Origin of the sequence: Mucilaginibacter endophyticus (assembly GCF_003351025.1) — a bacterium.
Lineage (GTDB): Bacteria > Bacteroidota > Bacteroidia > Sphingobacteriales > Sphingobacteriaceae > Mucilaginibacter > Mucilaginibacter endophyticus.
Map to the genome: position 1 here is coordinate 779,872 of NZ_QPCG01000003.1, position 26,507 is coordinate 806,378.

Below are 26,507 nucleotides of genomic sequence, written 5' to 3' on the forward strand. Positions count from 1 at the left end.
CTGTTAGGCAATATCGTTATGTTTACGAAACTTCTGCCTGTATTTTGATGGTGATAGGCCGTTTATCTGGGTAAATAACCTCGAAAAATAATATTGATCGTCAAAGCCCAGGTCGGCGCAAATGCTTTTGATATTACGATTGTCAAAACTCAGGTACCCGGCCGCCTTCTGGATCTTAAGCTTATTAAAATATTTTATGGGCGACATGCCCGTCTCCTTTTTAAACCGCGCCGAATAATAGGCTGGCGGCAAACCCTGCTGGGCAGCCAGTTCTTTTACCTCATATTTTTGACCGATGTTGTTTCTCATGAAGACGATGGATTTGCTGATGGCATCCGCATCGCGCTCAATTTGTTCCTTTTCTTCATGATAAACCAGCGAAGTAATGAAATGCAATAAGTAAAAATTCATTTTCTCTATCTCCCGCTGATCATATCCTTGTTCGGAAATGCGGCAGATCTCATCAAAAACTTTGATGCGATTTTCATCATAAGGTACCCAATGAACCCTCTGTCGCCCGTTTAAAAGTGAGCGGTTATAAAGTCCGGCCGCCAGTTCCCCTTTAAAATTTACCCAATATATACTCCAGGGATCGGCAGCCGAACTTTCATACCGGTATGGCGTTTTGGGAGGAATGATTATAAAATCATTCGACCGCAATTCATATTCTTTGTCTTTAAGGTTAATTGTTCCGGTGCCCTCCGTGCAATAGATCAATGTATAATCATTACTGCCCGATCTTCGCCCAGGGGAGTTATTAACCGCCCGGGGGAAATACCCGGCGGCGGTTAATAACATATTCCTGTTCATGGGGTTGTCGGCAACCTGTTGTTTGATATGCGCAGGCAACACCACCAGTGTGTGGCCCTTTACCTTCTTTCCTTTCGCTGCAATTTCCATTCTTCAACAGGTTAAACAGCATTCCGTTTATTTGGTATTGTTATAAGGTTCGGCTATCAGCTTTATACCATCGTTACCCAAAGCGGCAGCATCAAATTCAATTTTAACTGTTTTGGTTTCGCCTTTCAACAACGTGAAATAATTATCGCTCATAATAGCCGGCAAAATTTGTTCGCCGTTAGATGCCCTTATTGCCTGCACCCTGATGCCGAAAGCTACAGCCTTTGATGATGCAGGATTAGTTACCTGGGCCGTGATGTAATATTTACCATCAGCTTTAACAGTTTTATAACCGGTTTTCAAATCAACCTTTGGCAAGGTATTCAGCGCGGTGTAATCCTTACGTTTGTTACCTCTCCAGTAAAAATTATCGGACACCGGTTTGCCCGTATTATCGCTAAGTTTTAACTTGATAAAGTGCACATCCGAAAGACCTTCGCTTGCTACATCGCCCTGGTAAACTTCAAAATTGTAAAGCGAATAGCCCCAGTACGTAGCACGTTCAACGCCCTGCATTTTTACATAACGCGCGGTCACTTCCGGAAACATGATCTTTTGCTCGCCCTGCCTGCCATCATCAGTGCTATAAACATCGTGCCAGTGGCTGGCATCGGTTGATACCTGGATTTTGAAAGCTTTTGCATAGGCATCTTCCCAGCTCAGGCCAACACCATTTACCACCTCTTCCTTACCCAGATCGATATAAACCCACTCACCATCGCTGTAACGGCTTGCCCAGCGCGTACCAGGATTACCGTCGTTTATTGCAGTTGCATCGCCATTGGTTGATGATGAGCTCACCACTTTTTTGTTTTTAGCAAGATCGGCCTTATACTGGTTAAATTTCAGATCAAAAGCAACACCCGAACTATTGGCAGGAGCATCAATTATTTTTGACTGGCTGTACTGTTTTACCAGCGTGCCATCCAGATTGTAAACATCGGCACTGGCGGTTAAGCCATCAACATCCTTACGGGTGGTGTTGATTACTTTGATGGCATTGGTTACAGGGTTCCATTGGATATGCACCGGCTCACAAGCCTTTTTTACACCCCAGTACGCGCCGGTAAGATCATAGTAATAATCATAAGTTTGCCATACCATTGATGGGTATGCCGACTGGCTCATCCAAGTCATGATACCCGATGCGTCTTCGCCCATGGCATCCTGCCAGCCTTCATACATGGCTTTATTACTTTCCAGGCTTACAAACTGGGCTTTTCGGCAAAAATCCTCAATACCTTTTGATGCGCCATAACCATTGGTGATGCTGGCTTCGTAGGTATCAGGCCCGGCGTTAAATGCCCGCGGACCAAAAAAGTGCTGGTCCCACATCTCATTACGCGGCCACCAGTTTTCTTTCGGCATAAACTTTTTGAAGCTTTCAAAATTCACAAACACGGCTGTGCCCAGTTCGGTACGTAAACCCCAGCCTTTGTTGCCCCCTAAACCGGTTGGGTAAGCCGTAAAATAATAACGCGGGTCTTTGGCATCCCACGGACCACTGCCGGTAAGGTTTTCGGCATGCGAATTGGGTTGATACCAGCGGTCGCCGCCATCAAAAGTTGAAAGATCTTCTTTAAGCCATGCGCTTAATGGTTGCTCCGGCCAGCCCTCGTTATCGGCACACCAAACGGCAATTGAGGGGTGGTTCCTGAAACGCTTAATTTTTTCAATCGCGTTAGCATTAAATGTAGTAATATCAGCAGGGAGATTAGGATTGGCATTGAGCCAGAAATCGTCCCAAACCATGATGCCATATTTATCACAGGCTTCATAAAACTCTTCATCAGTTGTCGAACCAATCCAATTACGGATCATATTAAAGTTCATCTCCTTGTGTAGCTTCACCTTATAGTCATACTCTGCACCACGGCAACGCAACAGGTATTCGCTCATGCCCCAGTCGCCTCCCTTTATAAATACCTTGGTGCCATTGATAGCCAAATGCAGCACATGGCCTATGGTATCATAGCTATACCGCTTAATACCAAATTTGATATTCTGTACATCCGATACTTCATCGCCTATACTAACACTCAACTTGCAGTTATACAGATTAGGTTCACCATAGCCATTTGGCCACCAAAGTTTAGGGCTGTTGATCATCAGCTGTTCAAAATCGCGTTTGTTTAGCTTAACATCAGTAGTGCCATTGGCATCAACATAAACCTTTTTCTGGAACTCAATATTACCGGGTGTTATCACGCCTTTGATGATAGCCGCCTGTGAGCTTGAAGCATTATTTTTAACCTCAAGAGCAATTGACAGGTCGGCGCGGGCATTTGTGGGCAGGTTAGCACGGATCCATGGATCTTTAATAGTTACATCGCCCGTATTGCTCAGGTAAACATTATCAGTAATACCCGAGTTAAGACCCGGTACATACGGCATCCAGTCCCAGCCGGCGCTTGATACATAATTGGGGCTGCCCACGTTGGCCAATGGTTGTTTTGGTATATAAACCAAAGCGGTAAGCACATTTTTACCTTTACGATTTATTAACGCGCTGATATCAAAATGGCCACGCTGCATAAAACCATCAAGCGTACCCAACAGCGTCCCGTTAAGGTAGATATCGGCTTTACGGTTAACGCCCCTGAAATTGAGCCAGGTTGTTTTTTTAGTATAATTTGCCGGTATGCTAAACTCGGTACGGTACCAAAAACTGCGATCATATTTTGCTTTATCAACCTTATAAATATTATCGCCAAAGTTTGGGTCTTTCTCTAAACCGGCAGCAACATATGAGGCAAACGTGGTACCGGGCACAATGGCGGTAACCCAGCTTTCGGCATTATAACCGGCATCTTTAATTTTCGATGCATCGGTTACGTCGGCCTGGGGCTTTACCTTCCATTGCTGACCAGCTGAACTATTGAGCGATACCTCATTGCTTTGCGCCCCGGCGGCCGAATAAAAACATGTAAGAATGACAATTAAAAGTCGTGATAGTGTGATGCGTTTAATCATTAAGTTTTTAATTAATTTAGGTTGAACTCCGTGCCTAAAGCCAGTATGGTTAAATCTATAGCAGGCACCTCCATTAAAGGCCTTTGGTTACAAGCATGTTTTAAGCAATAATTTAGTTAGTTATCGCCTATATGTACATTGAATTGGGCCTTACCCTACATGAAAAGAAAATAATTTCAGTCGCGATGAATAATCTTTCTAATTACATACGATGTCAATTCGAACGAGCCGCGCTGGGAAACGCAGGGCGCGAGGAGAAATCTTCTACACCCATAATTGAAAGTCAGCTTTTAGAAAATTTCTCCTCACCTCCTACGCTTAATCCATCCCTTGGTTCGTTCGAAATGACAAACGTATAATTTGGTGTGATGAGGCTTACCACATCACACCAAGCTATATTTAATACCCCGGATTTTGCGTTAACACGCCACCACTTAACTGGATTTCAGTTAACGGGATAGGCACATGTTCGTTGATGCCTACCTTGAAACCAGGAAGCAAGGCAGCCGCACGGCCGGTCCTTACCAATTCATAAAATCTGCGGTGTTCGCCCAGGGCAGTTTCAACACGCATTTCATGATAAATATTAGCTAGGGTTGCAGTTCCGTAAGCAGGCAAAATAGAGGTATCTGTATTCCCACCACTTTTTCTGGCCCTCGCCCTGATCTGGTTAACCAAGTCGGTAGCGTGAGCTGCATTGCCGTTTTGGAAAGCCGCTTCAGCAGTCCAGAGCATTACCTGCGCTAAGCCGTAAACACGATCATTGGTTGGGCCATCGCCGGCGCCACCGCCATTGTTGGTCGGGATCTCGTTGGTGGCCAGCCAGTATTTCCTGTTCCAGTAGCCTGTTTCGCTGGTTGATGTATTAGCTATGGTACCGTCGGGCATTTTCTCGTTATTAAATATCGCGGTAGCATTTAACCTTGGATCGCCGCTTTCAAACTCCTTTACAAGCGATTCGGACGGAACGGTAAAGCCATATCCCCAGGTGTTTCTTGGAGCATCAAACAAATTCAACAGGTTACCAACTCCCTTACCCGGAATGTTTTCATTGTTTACTTCAAATATCGATTCCGGGCCAAATTCGCCGGCCAGGGTCCAGATCTGGGTTACATCAGGAGCCAATGTGTACTGACCTGAAGTGATGATCTGATCGCCCAGTTGCTGCGCCTGTGACCATTTCTTTTCCCACATATATGTTTCCAGCAACAATGCCTGGGCGGCGCCTTTGGTTGCCCTGCCACGGTCGCTTGCAGCCTGATCTGTTTTGTTTGGCAACGCTGCCATTGCTGCATTGGCATCGGTTTCAATCTGCGCGAAGATTTGATCGGCTGTAGATTGCTTTACGTTAAAGTCACCATTTTCCAATGGTGTTGTAACCAAAGGCACCCTTCCGAATAATCTCACCAACTGCAGGTAAAAATATCCGCGTAAAAACTGTGCTTCGCCAAGCACCTGGGTCTTCAATTTATCATCCATTGAAATAGCCGGTACTTTTTGTAAAACAAGGTTTGCAAGGTATATACCTTTAAAATTATCCCTCCAGGCGTTGTAAACATAACCGTTATCGGCCTTTGCAGTAAAGATCTTGAGTTGTTGAATCAAGCCCTGATCCGATGCGCCACCGCCGCCTTTATTGGCATCATCTGACATAATATCGCCAAATGATGAAGGAGAATAGCCTCCGTAAGCCTGGTCTTTTAACATCCTGTAAGCATCAGTAACTGCTCTTACAGCATCATCACTGGTTTGATAAAAACTTGAGGTTGACTGGTGCGCGGTTGGGGTTTCGTTCAAAAATTTCTTACATCCTGTAAAGCCGGCTACTAACAGCATTGCCCCAAGGACCATATATTTAGATTTCATGATAATAACTTTTAAATTGTACATCGGTTAAAAAGATAGATTAGCACCCAGCGAAAGCGTTCTGCTTTGCGGATAGTTACCATTATCAATGCCCATATCCAGGTTACCGCCGGCACCGCTGTATTGCTGACCTATCTCCGGATCATATCCCGTATACTTGGTGAAAGTCAGCAGGTTTTGAGCAGAGAAGTAAAACCGTAATGATTTGATCTTTGACCGTTCTAAAAACTTTTGCGGAAGTGTGTAACCGAAAGTGAGGTTTTGCAAGCGCAGGTACGAACCGCTTTGCAGGTAGAAACTTGAAACACGCGAGTTATTATTTGGATCGCTTGCGGTTAAGCGTGGCAGCGTGTTGCTGGTTCCGGGGCCGGTCCACCTGCCCAATGCTTCCTTCTCCATGTTGTAGTTGGAAATAAAGAAACCATCTGTATAATATTTATAGGCGGCAAGCAGCTTATTTCCATACACGCCAGAGAAAGACAGATTTAAGTCAAAGCCTTTATAGCTTGCACCAAAGTTAAAGCCATAAGTCAGTTTAGGAATTGGAGACCCCAGGAAGGTTTGATCATTCTGATCAACTACGCCATCGCCATTAAGATCTTTAAACCTGATATCGCCGGGAGCTGTGCCGGTTTCCTGCTTAGCGTGGTTAGCCACATCTGCAGGGGTTTGGAAAATACCATCAGCCACGTAACCATAAAACGAAGCAATAGGATGCCCAACTTCTGTTAACTCTGTTTGGCCGGGTTTGATGTTACCACTGTAGATCTTTTCGCCGGTTTGTTCAAGGCTTAATACATTATTTTTTACTGTTGCAAAATGCAACCCTGCATTAAAATGCAGATCTTTTGTTATTTCGGTATTGTAATCTGCCGAAAACTCAAAACCTGAGTTTTTCATTGAACCGGCATTCTCGCGCGGGCTTTGGGTAAAACCGGATACCGACGGGATATTCAGCACCAGCAACATATCCTCGGCAGTTTTTTCATAATAATCAAAAGAGCCGGTGATCTTGCCGTTGAATAACTGGTAATCAAAACCTGCGTTCCACTGTTTGGTTTGCTCCCAACGGATATCAGGGTTTGGCAAGCCGTTAGGGCCGGCAGTTGGTTGCGCTGTTGCAGGCAAACCAATGGCGTAATAACCGGTATTGATATTGGCAGCGTAATCATAATAACCTAATACCGATTGATTGCCCAGCTTACCCCAGCTTCCGCGAAGCTTTAAATAGCTAAGCGCGTTATTTTTAGGAAAGAAAGACTCATTAGTAAGGTTCCAGCCCAAAGCCACCGACGGAAAGTTGCCAAACTGGTTATTAGCACCAAATTTAGATGAACCGTCACGACGTAATGTAGCCGTTAAATAATACTTATTCTGAAAATTGTAGTTGATACGCCCGATATATGATAACAGATCCCATTGTTGCTGGCTGCCGCCGGTTACCGGGTTGCTGATACCCGCATCCAGGTATTGCAGAAATGGATCATTACCCGGCTGCCCCTGGTTTTGTCCGTACACATTGTTATAAGTAAACCTTTCTTCTGATACGCCTGCCAGTACATCAAAATGGTGATCTTTACCCAAAGTAAAGTCATAGGTAGCAGTATTATCCCAGGTCCAGTGGTTGGTCTGGTCTTTTTGCTGATACAGCGAAGGATTGGGATTTCTGAAGTTAGGGGCTACATCATAAGTTGGGGTAAACTGTTTGTTATCAGTAAACTTAAGGTCGATACTGTATGATGATTTGAGGGTTAAACCCTTTATTGGTTTGTATTGCAAATAGGTGTTACCTAACAATCCCCACTGGTTATACGCACGGTTGTTATATAAATAATAAACTTTAGCCAGCGGGTTTACAATATCCGAATACTTAGTGGCGCTATAACTTCCATCGGCGTTTTTAACAGGTATGGTAGGGTCTTCTGCAAAGGCATCGTTAATTAAGTTGCCATTATAGTCGGTTTGCACATTATGTGTCAATGATTTATTCAGGGCAAAGCTTTCGCCAAATTCCAGGTTTGATTTTGGCGTGAAAACCAGGTTGTTTGACAGGTTTAGCCGGTTATAATCCGAACCGAGAATAGTGCCTTGCTGTTTTAAATAACCACCGCTAACACGATAAGTAACATTTTGACTTCCGCCGCTTAATGCCACATTATAGTTTTGCATATAAGCAGTCCTGAACAAGGCCTTCTGCCAGTCGGTAGTTGGTGATGATGCGGTTAAATCGGTTGGCAATTGCAGGTTTTGGCCTGCGTTTTTATAAGCTTCATTATTAAGCATAGCATAATCAGAAGCGCTTAACATATCAAGCGTTTTACGCACCTGCGACATACCCTGGTATGTATCAAAAGAAATAACAGAGTTATCTTTTTTACCTCTTTTAGTTTTGATCAATACTACACCGTTGGCACCGCGCGAACCATAAATAGCCTGCGCCGAAGCATCTTTCAGAATGTCGATAGACTCGATATTGCTTGGATCGATAATGTTGATATCATTTGAGGCCAGCGGAATACCATCAACTACATATAGCGGATCGGAATTACTTAAAGAAGTTAACCCGCGGATACGCACTTGTGCCGTTGCACCAGGTGATCCTGAATTCTGGATAATTTGTACGCCTGATGTTTTACCCTCCAAAGCGCCCTGCAGGTTGGTTACAGGCTGATCTTTTAATTTACTTGCACCCACAGATGAAATCGCGCCGTTTACGTCGGCTCTTTTCTGGGTACCGTAACCCACCACAACTACTTCATTTAATGCCGATTGTGCTTCTTTTAGGGTAACATTCAATTGTGTACGACCGGCTACAGCTATCTCCTGGGGAGCGTAACCGATAAAAGTGAACACCAGCGTTTCGTTTCCTGTAGGCAGCTTAACGGTGTAATTGCCCGATACATCGGTTACCGCGCCTGTATTTGTTCCTTTTATTTTAACGCTAACACCAGGTAAAGGCAGGCCCTTGTCATCAACCACTGTACCTTTCACGGTAACATCCTGTACTGCATCTGCAACAGGTTGGGGCCGAGGCCTTACTATTACCGTATTTTGGTTGATAACATAAGTTAGTGGTTGCCCCGCAAAACATGCTTTAAGTACATCATCTAAACTGGCGTGGCTCAGGTTTAAGCTTACCGGGCGGGCATTGTTGAGCATATCGCTGTCATACAAAAAATTGTAGCCGCTTTGTTTTCTTAATTTCTTAAAAACCTGCTGTAACGATGTCTCCTTAACGTTGATATTGATCTGCTGCGCATAGGTAGCCGCGCTAACCTGTAAAATGGAGGCAGTCAATAATATGATGATGAGTTTCATGATCAGCAGCGGTTTAAAAAGTGCGCGGGAATGCCGCATGCATAGAAATGCATTAATAATTTTATACATTTGATTTGAGGTTAATGAATAATTGGTTGTTGCTAACGATTGGTTATGTTACCTCAAAAGCCGTTTGGCATACTGACCGGGGGCGCTCGACTTCCCCTGGTTAGTTTTTTAAGATAACATGATGAATAAATGTAATTATGGCATCACTGTTATCCTCCTTCCTTCTGTTTTGAAATGAACTGAGCCGGTAAGTTCCAGGGCATTTAAAACCTCCGAAACATCTTTAAACCTTGACACGGTTCCTCCAAAATTCTTTCTTCTGAATTTTTCAGGGAATACGACATCTACATCATACCACCTTGAAATTCGTTTCATAATAGTTTGAATATCTTCATTATTGAAAGCGAAAAAGCCGTTTTTCCAGGCCACCGCATCATCAACATCTACATCGTTCACATTAAACTCAGACTGCTGGTTATTAAATGCGCCCTGCTGGCCGGGTTTTAACAACGCCTGCCTGTTATTACCGATTAATTTTACCGAACCTTCCAGCAATGTGGTTTTGATCAATTTTTCATCGCTGTAAGCCATCACGTTAAAATGCGTGCCCAAAACCTGTACGGCCATGCCGTCAACGCTTACAACAAAAGGCTTGGTACGATCTTTTGCTACCTCAAAATAAGCTTCGCCCGAAAGTTCAACTTTGCGTTGGTTACCTGTAAAAGCAGCCGGGTACTTTAAAACAGAGGCCGAGTTTAACCAAACTTTGGTACCATCTGACAATTCCAGTTGGTATTGCCCACCCCTCGGAATATTGATGGTATTGTAAGCCAGTTCCCGGGTTTCGTCCTTTGCGCCATTCTCTTGTTTTTTGTAAGACAGTACGCCGTCCTTTACTTTATTGATGTTTACGCCTGTTTGTGAACCAAGCATTCCGTTTTTAAGCCCGTTAAGTGTAATTACTTTACCATTAGCCATTGTTAAATAGGCCTTATTACCACCGGGCAGGATTTTTTGAGGTGATAAAGCTATCGCATCGGATTGTTTGGGAGCTGAAGGCAATTGTGCCCGCCAGATCAAAATTCCGATTGTGAACAGAATTACTACCGCGGCGGCAGCCCTCAGCCATATATAGCGGCCAGACGAAACCGGAGAATATTTTTCGGGTATGCTTTCGTCCAGCTTTGCCTTAAGGATACGATGAAGGCGTTTTTTTTCGCCCAAATCAGCCTCCCATTTGCTATCAGGCATTACAATATCATCCTGGTATGATTCCAATAACTGTTTTTCTTCAGGCGTACATTCTCCCGCCAGATTCTTTTTATACAGAATGAGAAACTCTTCTTTGGTGATCATATATGGTTAGTATATAGCTTTAGTAACAGGCCTGTACTTATATAGTATACATTTCGGGAGGCTACACCCATAGGATTGTAAAAGAATTATTGTTTTTTTAATGTTTGGGAGACATATAATTACTTTTCTATACTTTTATAAAACCAATTGTATGTTTAAGGCCTTAAAGAGCGATTCTGATTTGTGGAACGACATTCGTAATGATGACGGCGTGGCGTTTGATATACTCTTTAATCGCTATTGGGTAAGGATGTACAAAATCGCTTTTCGTCAGTTAAATGACGAAGAAAGCAGTCTTGAAATAGTTCACGATATTTTCCTGAGTATCTGGAACAGGCGCAAAGAACTTGAAATAAATAAATTCTCTAACTTTTTGTTAACGGCGATGCGCTACCAGTTATACAGCCGTTCTAAAACCGCAAAGCTATCCCTGGTATATAAGGCAGATCTGATAGAGAATGATAATTTGTCGGAGTTAAATACGGGGGAGACCCGGTTGCAGGACTTTGAGTTAAAAAACGAACTGGATAAATACCTTAATCAATTACCCGAGCGCTGCCACGAGATCTTCAACTTAAGCCGTATTGAACATTTATCAAACCAGGACATCGCCGATCGTTTAGGCATCTCCAAAAAAACCGTCGAAAATCAACTCACTATTGCATTGAGGCATCTAAGGCTGGCATTCAAAAATATAGCATCCATAGTGATGATAGCCCTGTCGTTTTTCCTGCGCTGAGAAAACGAATTGATAATCGCAATAAAGCCTCCGGGAAAGCATCCGCCCAAACACATTAAGTAGAGACGGGGGACTGCTTCAAACCAATTGATAAAATAATTGAAAATTCCGGACGAATTACAACGCGCTTACAAACAGGTTCAAAGCTCTTGTTAGCCATAAAAAAACTAATTTTTCACCCTGTTCTGCTCACTTTCCGCCCCATTGGCGTCATGTTGCCGCTGGCCGGATATAGCTTTCCCAAAACGGTAGCTAAGTGATAGTACCCCGGTGCGGGTGTCATTCAGGTTACGCCAGTTGGCCTGGGTTTGATTTAAGTTATTGATTACGCCGGTGTTTTTAAATGTGTAAAAAATATCATTTACCACCAGTTTAAGCGTTGTTTTAGGCGAAAGTTTTTTGGATACAGCCGCATTTACCTTACCCCTGCTGCCACTTACAAACTGGGCGCTGGTTACCTTGCTTTGGTAACCGCCATCAAGTTGGGCAGTCCAATCCTCAGGCAATTTAAAGGTAAGAATGGGCCTGACGAAGAAATAAGTGCCCTTGCTATCCAGCAAACCGGTATAAAAATTACTTACCGAATGGATTTGAGATACCCTTCCGCTAATGTGGAAGTTAAACCATTTGGCAGGATCAAATGTGCCATCAAAAGACAGTGTTTTGACCGTATAGGTGCCAATGTTACCGGGACGGCTGTAGTAAATGCCATCGACAATTTCAATGGTTTCTTCTACATCATCCCTTGATCGGCTGTAGCTTAAGGTAGTAGTGAACTTGCTTTTATAGGTATGCGACAACTCAAAATTATCGGTAAATGTGGGCCTTAAAAAAGGGTTACCTGTATAGTAGGTAAACTTATCAAGCGGTGAAAGAAATGGATTGAGATCCTGGTAATAAGGACGATCTATACGGCGGCCATAGTTCAGGCTCAATTGATTCCGGTTGGCGGTATCCAGCTTGTATTGCAGATAAATAGTGGGGAACAGGTTCGTATAATTACGTTTAAAGGCCGAATCCGGCTTTTGCGCATTGCCTAATTGATGCCCGTTTGATATGGTATTTTCTAAACGGAGGCCTGCCTGTACCGACAGTTGCTTATAATCCTTGGTTGCATTGATATAAGCCGCGTTGATATTTTCTTTGTAGATAAAATGATTGGTTTTCCCGTAATCCGGAGTCATGCTGCCCCCTGTAGAATAAAAGTAATCGGCAATGTTATCGGTATGGGTATAGCTTGACTTTAAACCGGTTGAAAGCTTCAGACCATTTTTTAACGGGTGATCGTAATCAGTCTTGGCCGAATAGATGTGGATATGCGCAGGCAGCATCCCTGTCAGGATCTCGTTGCCAACAAGCGTGCCATCGGGCAGAAAGCTGCTGTTGTTAAATAATTGGTTATTGTTGGTGTAGTAATCGAGATAATCAAGATCTGCAGAAAACTCATGTCCGTTTTTATCAAACTGGTGGCGGTAGTTTAGGTTAGCACCTCCATTTCTAAAGGTACCGTGTTCCTGGTTATGGGCGATAATGGTAGAGTCGGGCTGATTAGCCGCATTTGAAAACTGACTGGTTACCGGGGTTTTGGTATTGTATGGATTGTAAATTCCGGTAAGGTTAATACCGAATGTGCTTTTATCCGAGATATAATAATCCACGCCTATCTTAGCGAAATAATTATCGCTCTTACGTCTGATGAAGGAGTTTTGGAGAAAGTTAGAGGTAATATCCCCCTGTGCATTTTCAAAGTGACGGTTGATATTCAGATCGCTGAAACCGTTGCCTTTATTGTAGCTCAAATTACCGAATATGTTTACCCGGTTATTACGGTAATTAAAATTAAGACTGTTGTTGGTTTTAGCGTAGCGCCCCTGCGTATAATTGAGGTTTAAGCTGCCATTAAAGCCTTTAACCTTATTTTTCCTGGTGCGGATGTTAATCACCCCGCCATTACCGGAGGCATCATATTTTGCAGGTGGATTAGGCATGAGCTCAATCTGGTCGATAGCAGCAGCAGTTAACGATCTGAGATAATTTTCCAGGTCTTGTCCTGACAGATAGGTGGGCTTATCATCTATGAAAATGGTCACGCCCTTACCTTGTAAGCTTATAGCAGCATTTTGATCAACGATAACGCCGGGCGCTTTTTCCAATACCTCAAGCGCGGTGCTGCCGCTGTTGCTGATCAATGCTTCCGGGCTGATGATTGTCCGGTCTATCTTTTGCTGCACAAAAGGCCTTTGCGCGCTTACACTCACCTCTTTAAGCGCTGTACCAGCCATCTGCAAAATAATTGGCTCCATTGCCTTATCCTGTTCCAATTGCAATATGCCCGATTGATATCGTTTATACCCCATCATGGTAACCGATAACTTATAAACCCCTGGCTTTACTTTAAAACTGTAAGCTCCTGAAGCATCGGCAAGCGCGGTTTTAACCAATGCCGAATCCCGGCCATTGAGCAGGTAAATCGCCGCGCCATCCAAAGGCTTATTATCCGCGCCCGTTACTTTACCGCTAAGGTTAACGGCGATATTTTGAGCCGATGCAAAAGTTGGGACAATAGTTATCCAGGCGACTAAAAAAGCCGCAATTTTTATTTTCATCATAAGGTATATGGTTAAGTTTAAATGCCGATCATTTGTTCGTTTATGGCAATAGCTATCCTGTTCATGCTTTTGGGCACAATCAATTAAGTTGATATTAAATTTGTTGATTATTGCGAATGGTCGCCGGTGTCTGATTCTGTTTGTTCAGTATAGTTGAACATCCAGCTCCAGCTTCCCTGCTTGCCTTTTTCGGGTTGCTTTACGTATGCTTTCTTAAATTTCTGGTAAATATTGTCGGGCATTCTCTTACCGTTAACAATAAACTCTGTGTCGCTTAATTTAAATGAAGTCAGTTCATCGCTGCTACGAATAATACCTTCGGTGATGAGATCGTCGGTCAGCTTTGCCCGGTTGGAATCATCATGATAAGCTTTATAATTGGCCGGATAAGGATTGACAGCACTATAATTTGCGGCGGTGGCATTATAAGCTTTACTGCTTGCATCATAGGCACCCAATGTTGATTTAAGACTGCCAAGGTTTCCATTCAGTTTTTTTAAGCCCACCTGACCGTTTGTACTGCTGGCCGCCCCATTGGTATTTATTGGGGTTATAGGGTCAGGCTGTCGTGCTACCTGCGCGGCCTGTGCTGCTTGTGCCACTGGTACAACTACCGGCTTGTGTTGCATTTCCTTATCAACAACAAGCAAATAAGGCGCATATTCATTCGGCCGGATAGTTTTGCCATTAACCTGCATGGATGTAACGCGACCGTTCAGCGTGTTTACCTGGTATAATACACCATCCATCTTGAGCAACCGGGTTTGCACACCGCCATTAGGTAATGTTAGGGAGGTGTGGTCGCCTACCTCATCGGGGCGGTAGATCCTGAACCGTGAGGTATCCAGCTCTGTTTTATAGGACGTATCCCTTGCCACCTGTGAAACTGCGTGTAAATTTTTTTCAATGGTTTTGGACTTTGCAGGGTTTGCCGGCTGTTTGGTTAGCTTGTGAGGTACCAGCGCCGTTTTACCGGCATGCACCATCTTATTAACCAGCTGATCTATGTTTTCTTTATGTGAAAAAGCCGTAGTGAGCAGGATTGTAGCAACCAGGGCAACAGCCAACATTGACCGCTCCATTACGTTTAACGATTGATTATTATCAGAAAGCATCCGCTTTACACGACCCATCAGTTGATTTTTGCCACCACTAAGCGCCATCGCGTAAGCCGGCGTGGCCAACTGGTATTCCTGGCAAGCTACCAGCGCTTTAATATAATTGACTTTATTACCGGTGTGGCTAACCACCATATCATCGCAGCAGTTTTCACGTTCGGCACGGATGAGCGATGCTATCCAAAGTACAGCAGGGTTAAAAAAGAAAACAACCTCCATCATACTTACCAGCAGGTTCATGATATAATCGCGGCGGCGAATATGCGCCAACTCGTGCACCAGTATAGCTTCGATCTCTGCCGGGGGCATGGCAGTCATCAGCCCTGCCGGAATCAAGATCAGCGGCTTTAGGTGGCCTATCACCATAGGCACTTTAGCCATTCCGGATTCGGCAATACCCACCAGGCGTTTAATACCTAATTGTAAAGCCAGCTGTTTTACCCGGCTTTCCCAGTCCTGACTTACAGCCAGTATTTGACGGCGACGCAGGTAATAAAGGCTCTGTAAACCAGTCATCAACTGCAGGGTGCGCGCCATCACCACCAAAAACCAGATAAAAACAATGCTATTGGAATGCCCATTTAAAAAGCCGGAGACTGCTTTATAATCGCTTACTTTGGGACTGGCCTGAGGCTGCGCAGCAACATTTGAATGGATTGTGATCTGCTGACCGGTTATCACAGTCTGAACCGCCTTTGCGTGGTTTATCTCGTATACAAAAGTGAATGCTACAGTGCAGGCAAAAACCGCCAGCCCTGCCATTAATAGATTATACCTGCTGGCCGGGCTTGAGCGGCGGGTGCAAACTATAATGATACCTGCTAACGCCGCAAGTAACACGCCCTGCCACAAGGATTGGATCAGCGTACTGCAAAGTGCTTTAACCAGGTAATCGGGCAATGCTTTTACAATGGTAACATCCATAACGGTTTGGTTTATTGAATTTAACTATTCTTCCAGTTTTTTGAGCAGATCTTTGATCTCCTGCAATTCCTCCTGCGAAGTTTTCTTGTTCCCCAATAGCTGCATCACCAATTTACCGGCCGAGCCTTTATACATGGTATCCACAAACTTATCCAGCAGGTGTGCCTTGGTTTGCTGCTCCTCCTCCACTACGCTGTAAATGTGCTTCATCTGGCTTTCATCGCGTTTTAGGATTCCTTTATCGGCCATGATCTGCATGAGCTTTAAGGTTGTGGTATAGTTTACATCCTTTTGTTTCAACAACTCATCATTTACCGAACGTACAGTTAATGGGCCTTTCTCCCATAATACCTGCAGTATTTCGAGCTCAGATTTAGTAGGTTCTATCGGTTTGTTTGGTGCGTTCATATCTATCTCCCAAACAAAGGTAGAAAACTTTTCGTACGAAACAAATATTAGTTAGGAATTTTTTCGTAGGTTTTAAATTTAAGATACAAGAAACCTGAGGATCAACCACATTGAGGTAGTTTTAATATTGCAGTGCATTCCCATTTCAATAAATTTTATCGGGTATTAAAACTATCATATTTGCCAGTTCATCGTTCACCAATATGCCGCAGGCCAAAACGCTTCTCTTAATGTTTGACCCGGCAGAGGTAATTTGCACCACACAGGTACCGCAACTTCCCATCCCACAACATAACCCAAACCCCGGAATTGCCAGCTGATCCGCTATCAACGACATCAGGCTGTGATATCGCCCGGGAGCAATCTGGATCATTTGACTTTCGCCCAGGTGATAAAGTGTCAGCATGATAGTGTTATTTGCCATGATTATGCAATATAGGGAACAATATCGAGCCGTTTACAGTATCAATATAACCATGCTATCACCCCAAAATTACAGGCATAAAAAAAAGGAAACGCTTGCAATTAACGTTTCCTTTTTGTGCCTGAGGCTGTGGTGCTTAATTACTCCGCCCAAACTTGAACATCGGCTTCATATCGGGTACCGCCAGTTCGCCAACATACTTTCCGGCCATCAGGTATCCATTGAGCGATGGGCGATATTTCTTCTCGGCTACACAAAACACTATGGCTATGCTGTGCCTGCCTGCCTCATCGGCAACCGGCAATTTATAAGATTGGAGGGCATTTACGGCCGCTTCGTCAAAGCCATTACCCCCACCCTGTTCAACTTTAATATCACTGATCATCCCGCTGCCATTTAAGTTAAAACCTAAAATAACCACGCCGCCTTTAAGTGCTTTTTTAGCTTGCTCCGGATAAACGACACTATCAATCACATGATTATAAAATTGCCCGGAATAGGGCGTTGCTAAATAAGATGTAGCATCATAAATATAGGCAAGCTTGCTCTTCTTTACATTTTCCGGATGCATAAATTGAATAACAGAAGTTGATGCCGAAGGAAAAGTATAGCCATATTTATTTTTTAGCAGGCTGAAATCATCAGCAGTACATTTGTTCTGATAATACCATTGCCCCTCGCCATCTTTGTCATAAATGATCACCCTCCCCTGCGGTTTACCGTTTACAATATATCCAGGCCCGGCGGGGCTTTCATCGTACTCATATCCTTTGCTAGTTATACTAATAGGATATTTATAGTTTGTTATAATCAGTTCTCCGGCAAATTCAGGATCATTACTCAACGAGTCTGTTTGAAAAATTGAATAATCGTGCGTAAAAAAATAAACGACTATTTTATAGTTACGCCCCGGGTCATCATTCACAATTCCTTTATATGACTTAAATCCATCCAAAGCAAGTGCATCCAATTTAGCGCCGCCACTTTTAACAATTTTTGCGTCGGTTATATGGCGGTTATTATCAAGTCCAAATCCAACTTCAACCAAGCCTCCCCTTTCGTCTTTTGATGCATTGAAGTTAATATGCTTGTGTAAAAAGTGATCCATCTGATAGTATCCGTCTACGCCTACTACCGGGAGCATCAGCCTACCATCAGTTGTTGTAAATACTATGCTATCTTCAACAACCTCTACTTTCATGTGCTGTTTTTTAGATAGCGATAATTTCTCTTCTTCTGTAATTGAGTTGGCAGTATAAAGCACTTGTCCATTTGCCTGGTTCACAGTAAGCTGATTAGTTATGGTAGTTACGCCATTTTGTGTTACTTTCAGCAATTTTTGTTCACCATGGTTAAGATGATTGGAATTATATCTCCCGGTCATCTTTTTCTTTGCCGGATGAAGATCAAACCAGCCATAGTTTTTACTAAAAACAAGTGTTGATGAGCATAATAACAATAAACACACCGGGATAGTGACCAGGTACTTCAGCCTTGCTAATTTACCTGAACGTTGTTTGTTTAGCATAATGAGCCTCTTTTTTAATAGGTTATTGGTGAAAAACGATTGCGTAATTGACGGTCCGCCGGTGCCGTAGGCATTATTTAGCAAAAAAGTAGCGTACGCAAACCTATCTGTTGTTTCAGACGCGGTTTGTTCATCGGCTATATACTCATGTAAAGTTCGCAGGCTGCTTTGCAGCAGGTACAAAAAGGGGTTGAACCAATTAATTATTTTAAAAAACTCCAGCAACATAATATCGGCCGAATGTTTTTGCCTGATATGTACCAGTTCATGCCTGATGATTATTTGGGATGCTGATGCAGTGGTTCCGATAAAAAGATAGTTAAAGAAAGAAAAAGCTTCATCGCTGCCAGGCAAATAAACTATTTTATATTTTCTGTTTTTTGAGTACGGTTTGTTCCGGGCCAACCTGAACAACGTAAACATTTTTAACAGGAATAAGACCAGAGCGATGCCAACGCCACCCAAATAGGCGTACCAAATTCCATCTTCAAAAGTGAATGGTTCTTCGATTATGTGCCCAGTTTTGGCAGGAATCGCGATCTCCTTGAATGAAACTGAGACTGGCGGCTGTTGAATTTTTGCGGGTTCAGTTGGTATGGTATAAACCATATAATTAGTAACCGGAAGTTCCTGAGCAGGCCTTAGTGCACCAACTTGCAAAACAGGTAGTATGTATGCCACTACACAGCCGAACAGTATATAAAATCGCTTTAACTGGTAATGCGTATCTCCCCTCATTAACAACCATTGAACCATGTAAAAAATTGAGAGATAAATGTTCGCTTCCGCAAGGTAGTGTAGCCAGTTCATTTCTTTTTGTTTTTAAGGTCTTCCAATAAGTCACTTAGTTCATCCAGCTGCCTGATATCCAGCTTTTTTTCATTAGCGATAAAAGAAACCAGGCTTTTATAAGAATTGCTGAAGTAGTTATTCATCATCTTATCGAAAGTGAATTTCTTGTATTGCGCTTCACTGATGAGCGGAAAATAAACATGTGTATTTCCATATGCTTTATGGTTAACGAAACCTTTGCCTTCCATTACCCGCACAACAGTTGACACTGTATTATATGCAGGTTTAGGATCGGGCATTTGCTCAATTATTTCCTTTACCATTGCCTCATTCAATTGCCACAATATTTGCATTACCTGTTCTTCCGCTCTTGTAAGTTCTTTAGCCACCATATCAAACTAATAATTTAGTTAAACAAACTTACAACTATTTTCATAGTTTCAAAACTATTTTCATAGTTATTTTTAATTAAAAAAACATAAGAGGTGTTTGGGCGGGAATTTTACTTAAGTATATATCCTTAACAAGGTAATAGCCCATCATTAGACTATGCCGAAAGATGGCAGGCTATATAGTTGACTCACCCGGTCTACGCTACACTGGATCACCCTCTCTATCCTTCGGATAAAGAGGGTAAGAAAAAACAAATTAAAATCCCCTCTTTACGCTTGCGGAGAGAGGGGTGGCGAGCGCAGCGATGTCGGGGTGAGTCGATATGCGCTATGATTTTCACGATTATGTTTAACGGTGGGCTATTACTGTTAACAGAGTAGAATTGAAAGCATTTCCCGGAGAAAATGCTTCCTTTAAACAGATTAATATGTTTTTAATGAACCCTTAGCAAATGCTTTTAGAAGCATTTGCTTGCCATATCAATTTATTCGTTGCGCAAACTCTTCACGGGATTTGCCATACCGGCCCTAATGGTTCGGAAACTCAGGGTGAATAATCCGGTCAGCAGCATCCCTGCGCCGCTGATCACGAATACCCACCAGCTAATAGCTACATGGTCAGCAAAGCTTTCCATCCATTTATTTACGGCGTACCATGCAACTGGCGTTACTATAACAAAAGCCAGTAAAATAAGCGATATCAGTTCGGTTGACAGCAGAATAACTATTTGTGCGACACTGGCGCCGAATACTTTGCGTATGCCTATTTCCTTTGTCCGTTGGTTGGTGGTGTAAACGGCAAGTCCTAACAGTCCGAGGCAACTGATTAATATCGAGATACCTGTAGCCCAGGTGAGCAGCGTTGAAGTGTGTTGCTCTTTGTCGTAAAACCAGGCTATCGTTTCGTCGTAAAAATGGCAATCAAAATCATCATCGGGATAAGCCTTCTTCCATGCCTTTCCCATATTTGTAATGGCGGTTTTCCACTCATTACCGCCTGCGGTTTCTGGTTTCAAACTAACATGTAACGTCATCATTGGCCGGGGGATTGGACTGCCCGATGTTATGATAGACGGATAAATGGTGGAATGCAGCGACCGTTGATTAAAATCAGCAACTACGCCGATAATACTAACTTTTCGGCCACCAAACCAATCCAACTGCTTCCCGACAGCTTCGTGGGGGTTAGTAAACCCTAATAATTTAGCGTAGGTATTGTTAATAATGATGGCTTTCCCGGTGTCGGCTTCGGTTATGTTTCTGCCGGCAAGCAACTTAATCTGGTATACTTTGATGTAGTTTTCATCACCTGACTTAACTACTATTTCTTCTGTTGTAATTTGCTTTTTTCCATCGTCATAAGTCATGCGCGTCCTGTTAAATGCATCAGCAGAAGGTGGGTCATTACCTAAACCCACAAGGGCGACCTGCGGCATCGATCTGAATTCGTTCAGCAATACCTGGTTGGTGCTGGCCTTACTGGTTTCCCAGGGTGTATTTATAATCAGGATGGCATCTTTTTTAAACCCGAGATTTTTATGTAATGCGTAATAAATTTGTTGATTTACCAAAATTGTAGCCATTATAAAAAACTGGGCAACAACAAACTGCGAAACGGTAAGCGACTTACGGAGCCGCGAGTTCCGTGTTTTATTGCTATTACCCCGAACCTGGTTTTTTAGCACCGTTACCGGCTTGAAACCTGATAACACCATTGCGGGATAAAAACCCGACAAAATACTTATCACAATAGTTAAAATCAGTAGGAAGAGTATGATATCCGGCTGCAGAATATTTGCATGAATATCCGGGGATATAACGTCCGCAAACATTTTTAGAATAACTGGCGCAAGCAAAATCGATATGCAAACTGCAAAGGATGTCATAAAAAATGTTTCGCCTAAAAACTGAATTATTAATTGTATCCGGCTACTACCCAATGTTTTGAGTATCCCGATTTCTTTTGCTCTTTGTGCGGCCTGGGCCGTAGTTAAATTCACATAATTGATACATGCGAGCAACAACAAAAAGATAGCGCTGGCCAATAATCCGTAAAGCGTTGTTTTGCTGGCTGGCGATGAGAAATTAAAAATATTGTAGTCGGGATTGAAATGGATATCGTCCAATGGCTGTAAGGCCAGGTTTATAATGGGCGCAGGCATTTTTTGTTCGCCACGAAGCAGATTATTTTTTTTGAGAATGGTATTGATCTGTTTGATAACCCCTGGTGCAGGAACGCCAGGCGCCAGCTTTATAAAAATCTCCGATGCAGAAGAGATCCTGCCCCAATTGTTTATCTGCAGATCATCAGCTAACTGTTTATTAGTTTTAGCGGTGCCGAAGGAAATAAAATCATGAAAGGTAAAGTCGCTATTTTGGGTAAACGTTTCAACTATGCCGCTAACGGTTATCTTTAGGGTATCATAGGTAACTACTTTACCAATCATTTCATTATAAGATAACGAGGGGAAGTAAAGCCTGGCTTGCTGGGATGTTAATACTACCTGACCGGGCGCATCAAGCGCGTGTTGCGATGAGCCGGCAAGCCATACATAATTAAAAATTTTTAAATATTGCTGATCGACAAGTGCTATCTTGTCCACGTCTTTAAACCGCTTTTGTGCATTTTTATCTTTGTCGATATAGACAAAATGAGACGACAGTGCATATAGCGGCGTAATCTCCTCTATTCCTGTAGCTTGGCTTTTAATCGCCCCGGCCAGCGGGCCAAATACGCCACTTGAATAGTTTTTATGTCCCTGAAATGATATGTTCATAACAACGCGGTAAATCCGGTCGCTGTCCTTATGAAACTTATCAAATGTAAAATCGTAATGTACAATAAAGTAAATGGCAAGGAAAGCGCTTATACCGATAGATAAACCGATAATGTTTATCAGTGTAAATAGCTTATGCCTCCAAAATCCGCGGAATGCAATTTTAAAATAGTTTTTTATCATATGACTGCCGGTTAATGTTTCATGCGTCCACCCCTGAGGGCTTACATGGTTCAATATTAGCGGCATAGGTTGGGTAAAACCTCTCAAGTTATAAGATGGGAGAACCTTTTGAAGGTGATTTTTATATTCCAGCGGGGTTTTGCCTGTAAACTGCTTAAAAATACGGTGGAAGCTGCTTTGTGAATTAAAGCCCGATTCGTAGGCAAGTCCAAGCAATGTAATATGATCATAAGAGGTATCCTGCATTTTTAGCGCAACCTCACGCACACGGTATTCATTAATAAAATCGTTGAAGCTTTTTTTGAAAACTGTATTAATGATCCTGGATAATTCATGCGTATGTAAACCGAGCTTTTCTGCAAGTGAGTTCAAGCTTAATTCTGCATCACGGTAATAACCTTTTTCTTTTATCTCCATTTTTAACCAGGAGCCTTTTTGCTTCAGATCTGCCGGTAATAATGTTTTTACAGCTACATCGGTCTTTTCAATAGATTCTGCTTTTAGATGGCTTTTTGCCGCAATCCAAATGATCATGGATAGCAAAAGAAGGTACAAGGGATAATAATGCTGTATGTTTAATCCATTGCGGTAATAAAAATAATCAACTGCGGTAAACGGTATCCATAATAACCATAGCAGGCCGAGTCCGATGACCGAGCGTTCTAACCAAAGCAACTCGTTCCGGTAACGGTCGCCCCCGCTAAATTTTCTATTCTGGTAAAAACGGTCAATCTCTGCATGGCACAAATACAAATAAATAGCAACGGACAGGAATGCGAGTAGCTGCAACGCGGTGTTACATTTGCTGTAAATAGCATCGCCTGTATTTATATTTTGTATTGCAGCAAATACCTGAAAACTTATTTCAGGCAGTACGGGTATAAAGTGCAGCAGCTCCTTGCGACGGAAGATATACTTTGGCTGAGTTATCTGACGCACATAAAAATAGATCAAAGGGCCAACTGCCAATGAAAACCGCAATGGCAAACTGCTCCACAATGGAATGTATTTTGCCAGATCAATATCGGCCGACAGAATCCGGATCATCCACAAAGCAACAACGGTCAATAACGTAGCCAACCAACGGTTCGCAGACTGGTGTTCTTTAGGGGCGATCCATAGGAATAGCGATAATGTCAGGCTGATAAATACAGCACCAAAAAACGCGATGTCATAAAAGGTGATATGGATTGTAAATGGTATCAAATAAGTTTAGGCGCTTGTGGCTTTCTCAAACCTACCAAAATGCCGTTACAAATTCAAGAATACTTTGTTGAAGCCGCGAAGTGGGTGCAATTAGCAACATTTAGTTGTAAGTGTTTCCACACATTGCGATAAATTCAGTCTTTTCTTAAACTCTTCGTAGGGTTTGCAATTGCGGCTTTGGCCGTTTGAAACCCGGATGTTAATATCGCCGCAAACAACATCCCTATTCCACTTAAAATAAATATCCACCAACTTATTGTAGTGTGTTCGGCAAAATTCTGTAACCATTTATTCATCGCAACCCAGGCAAAAGGAATAACTAAAACAAAAGACAAGATAATTATCCATGCTATTTCAGATACCAACAAACCTACTAATTGTACTACCGATGCACCCAATACTTTCCTTATACCAATTTCCTTTGTGCGTCTGCCAATATTAAAAACGGTAAAGCCAAGTAACCCAAGGCAACTAATTAATATCGAAAACCCAGTTGCCCAGCTTAAAAGTTTAGAAGTACGCCGGTCACTCTCGTAAAAACGGGCCACTTCTTCGTCAAAGAAATGATAATCAAATTCAACATCCGGGTAAACTTCCGCCCAAGCCTTTTTCATACTACTGATTGCATCGCTCCAATCATTACTCCCGGCAACTTGTGGTTTTAACAGGATATGGAAAAAACGATCATTGAAACGGTAATGCGGTGCTTGTATAGAAACCGGCGCAACCGGGTCACGAAGTGATTTTTGATGAAAATCGGCAACTACACCAACTATCATTCTCTTATTACCTTCATAATCAAAAGACGCTCCAACAGCATCAGCTGGGTTTCTAAAACCAATGGCATGTATATAGGTTTCGTTTACCAGCACTGCTGTCATCGAATCGGCCGGGAGTAGGTTACGTCCGGCTAAAAGTTTTATGTTATAGACTTTAAGATAGTTTTCATCCCCATTTCGCTGTTGCACCGTTGTTTTAACTTGCTTTTTCCCATCGTTATAAGTAACCTCCCATGTCCCTATATTTTCGTCTGCCGGTGGCTCACTTCCTGTGCTCATTAGCTCAATTTGAGGTATGTTGCTTATTTTATCTTTAAATAGCTGCTGTTTATTGGTGTTCCTCAAGTTAAGCGGTGTACTTATATTGATGATTCCCGCCTTTCTGAACCCCATATCCTTATGTAGTGCATAAAAAACCTGTTTATTAACCAATAAGGTTACCATGATAAAAAACTGCGCGATAACAAATTGCATAACGGACAACGACCTTCGAAGCAAAATGCCACGACTATTCCCGCCCGCCTTGTCAGAAAAACCACTCAATACCGACGTAGGTCGATAACCAGAGAGAATAATTGCAGGATACAAACCTGCTGATAAGGTTACGACAATAAGCAATGCGAATAAAAACAACCAGACTTTAATATCCAGGTAGTTAAAAGACACGCCCGGAGGGATAAAATCTGAAAAGAAATTCAGAATGAATGGCGTTAATATGATGGCTATACAGATGGAAAAGAATGTAATTATACAAGTTTCGCTTAAAAACTGGGTAATGAGCTGCCACCTACTGCTGCCCATTGTTTTGCGAATGCCAATTTCCTTAGCTCGTTTTGAAGCTTGCGCTGTAGAAAGGTTTATAAAATTGATACATCCCAGCAATAACAAAAATCCGGCAACAACAAGCAGGCTATATATCGTTGCTCTACTTGCGCGCCTCCCCTTTTCGAAATTGGCGTACACGGGATCGAAATGTAAGTCCCTAAGTGGTTGTAAATGTTCAATCTGCTCATCTCCTGGCCTGAAATCCTTGCTAAACTTTTTCACGGCCCCATTAATACGCGCTTCTATATCGGCGACATTGGCATGTTCATCAGTCTTGATAAATAATTGCCACGCTACACCCGGCCACTCTGTTAGCCGGGCCATATTCCTCATATCAGTATTACTGAGACACGTGGCATAAGAGATGAAATCTTTAAAATAGAGATCCGTATTTTGGACAGGCGTTTGAACTACGCCCGCAACTGTTGTTTTAATACTATCATAAATAACAGTTTTCCCCAGCAGTTCGTTGTAAGGAACATTTGGAAAATATTTCCTGGCCTGATCAGAAGTAAGTACTACCTCATATGGTTTTTGAAGCGCAGTGCGTGCTGAACCAGCCAGCCAACTATAATTAAACAGCTCAAAGTATGCTCTATCGGCAATCACAATATTACTCTCATGAGTGAATTTAGCAGGAACCGATGTTTGATTGGGGATCAAAACATTGGTTTCCTTCATCTCTAAAAAGGGAGCGGCAGTTTTTACACCAGTAACTTCGGCTTTAATAGCCGCAGGGAGCGGGCCGTTCACTTTTCCAAGCCTTGCCACCACTTTATCCATGAATGAGAAATCTGTTACCACCCGATAAATCCTGTCGCTATCTGCATGAAATTTGTCAAAACTTAGATCGAAACTTACGATGATATAGATTGCCAAGGCAGCGCTGACACCTATCGACAGGCCGAGCATGTTAATCAAAGTGACGATACGATGCATCCAAAAATTGCGCAACGCTGTTTTGAAATAGTTTTTAATCATGGTTGATGCTATTGATTTGTGCAGAACAGGTATTAGGTTTGGAGATACAAACGGTAGCTTTAAAAAAATACCGATATTATATTTCACACATATCAAATATATAAAATTTAATTCTGCAAAACAGACTTAAAAATACAATACATTCTACAACTATGCTTTGTTAAAATGTCACGAAACTTTTTTGCTTTATCAGCACCTCGAAGTAGGCACAATAAATTGAGGAGCGAGTTTTATGCTATCAATATAAAAAACAGCGCATAAAAAAAGCCTCACATGTCTGTGAGGCTTTGGCTCCTGAGGCTGGGCTCGAACCAGCGACCCTCTGATTAACAGTCAGATGCTCTAACCGGCTGAGCTACTCAGGAATCTAATCCGGTTTGGAGTGGGGCAAAGGTAAAAA

The 26,507-nt window shown here is 42.6% G+C and carries 14 protein-coding genes and 1 tRNA gene; 1 reads left to right on the forward strand and 14 read right to left on the reverse strand.

Features of this window, described 5'->3' with window-relative positions; all coding sequences use genetic code 11:
* Positions 1–3 precede the first annotated feature (3 nt).
* From DUL71_RS16520 to DUL71_RS16545, 5 genes are all read right to left on the reverse strand, one after another.
* Positions 4–900, reverse strand: a complete 897-nt coding sequence (locus tag DUL71_RS16520; protein WP_114939123.1) for an AraC family transcriptional regulator — start codon at positions 898–900, stop codon at positions 4–6.
* 27 nt (positions 901–927) lie between these two features.
* On the reverse strand, positions 928–3,873 hold the full coding sequence (locus DUL71_RS16525) for a discoidin domain-containing protein (protein WP_114939124.1): 2,946 nt from the start codon (positions 3,871–3,873) through the stop codon (positions 928–930).
* A 399-nt stretch (positions 3,874–4,272) separates the two neighbouring features.
* Positions 4,273–5,739 carry a RagB/SusD family nutrient uptake outer membrane protein gene (locus DUL71_RS16535; protein WP_161964452.1) on the reverse strand — a complete coding sequence of 489 codons (1,467 nt, stop codon included), beginning with the start codon at positions 5,737–5,739 and terminating at the stop codon, positions 4,273–4,275.
* Between the two features lie 27 nt (positions 5,740–5,766).
* A complete protein-coding gene (locus DUL71_RS16540) occupies positions 5,767–9,057 on the reverse strand; it encodes a TonB-dependent receptor (RefSeq protein ID WP_161964453.1) in 3,291 nt (1,096 codons plus the stop codon).
* A gap of 204 nt (positions 9,058–9,261) precedes the next feature.
* Positions 9,262–10,422 carry a FecR family protein gene (locus tag DUL71_RS16545; protein ID WP_114939128.1) on the reverse strand — a complete coding sequence of 387 codons (1,161 nt, stop codon included), beginning with the start codon at positions 10,420–10,422 and terminating at the stop codon, positions 9,262–9,264.
* Between the two features lie 151 nt (positions 10,423–10,573).
* On the opposite strand from DUL71_RS16545, the gene DUL71_RS16550 reads away from it, so the two are divergent.
* Complete coding sequence (locus DUL71_RS16550) at positions 10,574–11,161, forward strand: sigma-70 family RNA polymerase sigma factor (protein ID WP_161964454.1); 588 nt, start codon at positions 10,574–10,576, stop codon at positions 11,159–11,161.
* A gap of 167 nt (positions 11,162–11,328) precedes the next feature.
* Here DUL71_RS16550 and DUL71_RS16555 read toward each other — a convergent pair whose 3' ends face one another.
* From DUL71_RS16555 to DUL71_RS16595, 9 genes are all read right to left on the reverse strand, one after another.
* A complete protein-coding gene (locus DUL71_RS16555) occupies positions 11,329–13,770 on the reverse strand; it encodes a TonB-dependent receptor (RefSeq protein WP_114939130.1) in 2,442 nt (813 codons plus the stop codon).
* A gap of 107 nt (positions 13,771–13,877) precedes the next feature.
* Positions 13,878–15,812 (reverse strand): M56 family metallopeptidase, encoded by a 1,935-nt coding sequence (locus DUL71_RS16560; RefSeq protein WP_114939131.1) that lies wholly within the window; start codon positions 15,810–15,812, stop codon positions 13,878–13,880.
* Between the two features lie 24 nt (positions 15,813–15,836).
* A complete protein-coding gene (locus DUL71_RS16565) occupies positions 15,837–16,220 on the reverse strand; it encodes a BlaI/MecI/CopY family transcriptional regulator (protein WP_114939132.1) in 384 nt (127 codons plus the stop codon).
* A gap of 145 nt (positions 16,221–16,365) precedes the next feature.
* Complete coding sequence (locus DUL71_RS16570) at positions 16,366–16,644, reverse strand: 2Fe-2S iron-sulfur cluster-binding protein (protein ID WP_114939133.1); 279 nt, start codon at positions 16,642–16,644, stop codon at positions 16,366–16,368.
* Between the two features lie 136 nt (positions 16,645–16,780).
* Complete coding sequence (locus DUL71_RS16575) at positions 16,781–18,982, reverse strand: M56 family metallopeptidase (RefSeq protein WP_114939134.1); 2,202 nt, start codon at positions 18,980–18,982, stop codon at positions 16,781–16,783.
* On the reverse strand, positions 18,979–19,299 hold the full coding sequence (locus DUL71_RS16580) for a BlaI/MecI/CopY family transcriptional regulator (protein WP_425270979.1): 321 nt from the start codon (positions 19,297–19,299) through the stop codon (positions 18,979–18,981). Before DUL71_RS16580 ends, DUL71_RS16575 begins: the two co-directional genes overlap by 4 nt.
* Positions 19,300–19,841: 542 nt before the next feature.
* The gene (locus tag DUL71_RS16585; protein WP_114939136.1) at positions 19,842–23,522 is read right to left on the reverse strand and encodes an ABC transporter permease; all 3,681 of its coding nucleotides are present in this window, start codon (positions 23,520–23,522) and stop codon (positions 19,842–19,844) included.
* Between the two features lie 134 nt (positions 23,523–23,656).
* Positions 23,657–26,194 (reverse strand): ABC transporter permease, encoded by a 2,538-nt coding sequence (locus DUL71_RS16590; protein ID WP_114939137.1) that lies wholly within the window; start codon positions 26,192–26,194, stop codon positions 23,657–23,659.
* Between the two features lie 201 nt (positions 26,195–26,395).
* A tRNA-Asn gene (locus tag DUL71_RS16595) sits at positions 26,396–26,472 on the reverse strand.
* Between the last annotated feature and the right edge of the window lie 35 nt (positions 26,473–26,507).

Excerpts from the sequence above, each read along its gene's own strand:
- DUL71_RS16520 (WP_114939123.1), bottom strand. The coding sequence starts at position 900 with ATGGAAATTGCAGCGAAAGGAAAGAAGGTAAAGGGCCACACACTGGTG.
- DUL71_RS16525 (WP_114939124.1), bottom strand. The coding sequence starts at position 3,873 with ATGATTAAACGCATCACACTATCACGACTTTTAATTGTCATTCTTACA.
- DUL71_RS16535 (WP_161964452.1), bottom strand. The coding sequence starts at position 5,739 with ATGAAATCTAAATATATGGTCCTTGGGGCAATGCTGTTAGTAGCCGGC.
- DUL71_RS16540 (WP_161964453.1), bottom strand. The coding sequence starts at position 9,057 with ATGAAACTCATCATCATATTATTGACTGCCTCCATTTTACAGGTTAGC.
- DUL71_RS16545 (WP_114939128.1), bottom strand. The coding sequence starts at position 10,422 with ATGATCACCAAAGAAGAGTTTCTCATTCTGTATAAAAAGAATCTGGCG.
- DUL71_RS16550 (WP_161964454.1), top strand. The coding sequence starts at position 10,574 with ATGTTTAAGGCCTTAAAGAGCGATTCTGATTTGTGGAACGACATTCGT.
- DUL71_RS16555 (WP_114939130.1), bottom strand. The coding sequence starts at position 13,770 with ATGATGAAAATAAAAATTGCGGCTTTTTTAGTCGCCTGGATAACTATT.
- DUL71_RS16560 (WP_114939131.1), bottom strand. The coding sequence starts at position 15,812 with ATGGATGTTACCATTGTAAAAGCATTGCCCGATTACCTGGTTAAAGCA.
- DUL71_RS16565 (WP_114939132.1), bottom strand. The coding sequence starts at position 16,220 with ATGAACGCACCAAACAAACCGATAGAACCTACTAAATCTGAGCTCGAA.
- DUL71_RS16570 (WP_114939133.1), bottom strand. The coding sequence starts at position 16,644 with ATGGCAAATAACACTATCATGCTGACACTTTATCACCTGGGCGAAAGT.
- DUL71_RS16575 (WP_114939134.1), bottom strand. The coding sequence starts at position 18,982 with ATGAACTGGCTACACTACCTTGCGGAAGCGAACATTTATCTCTCAATT.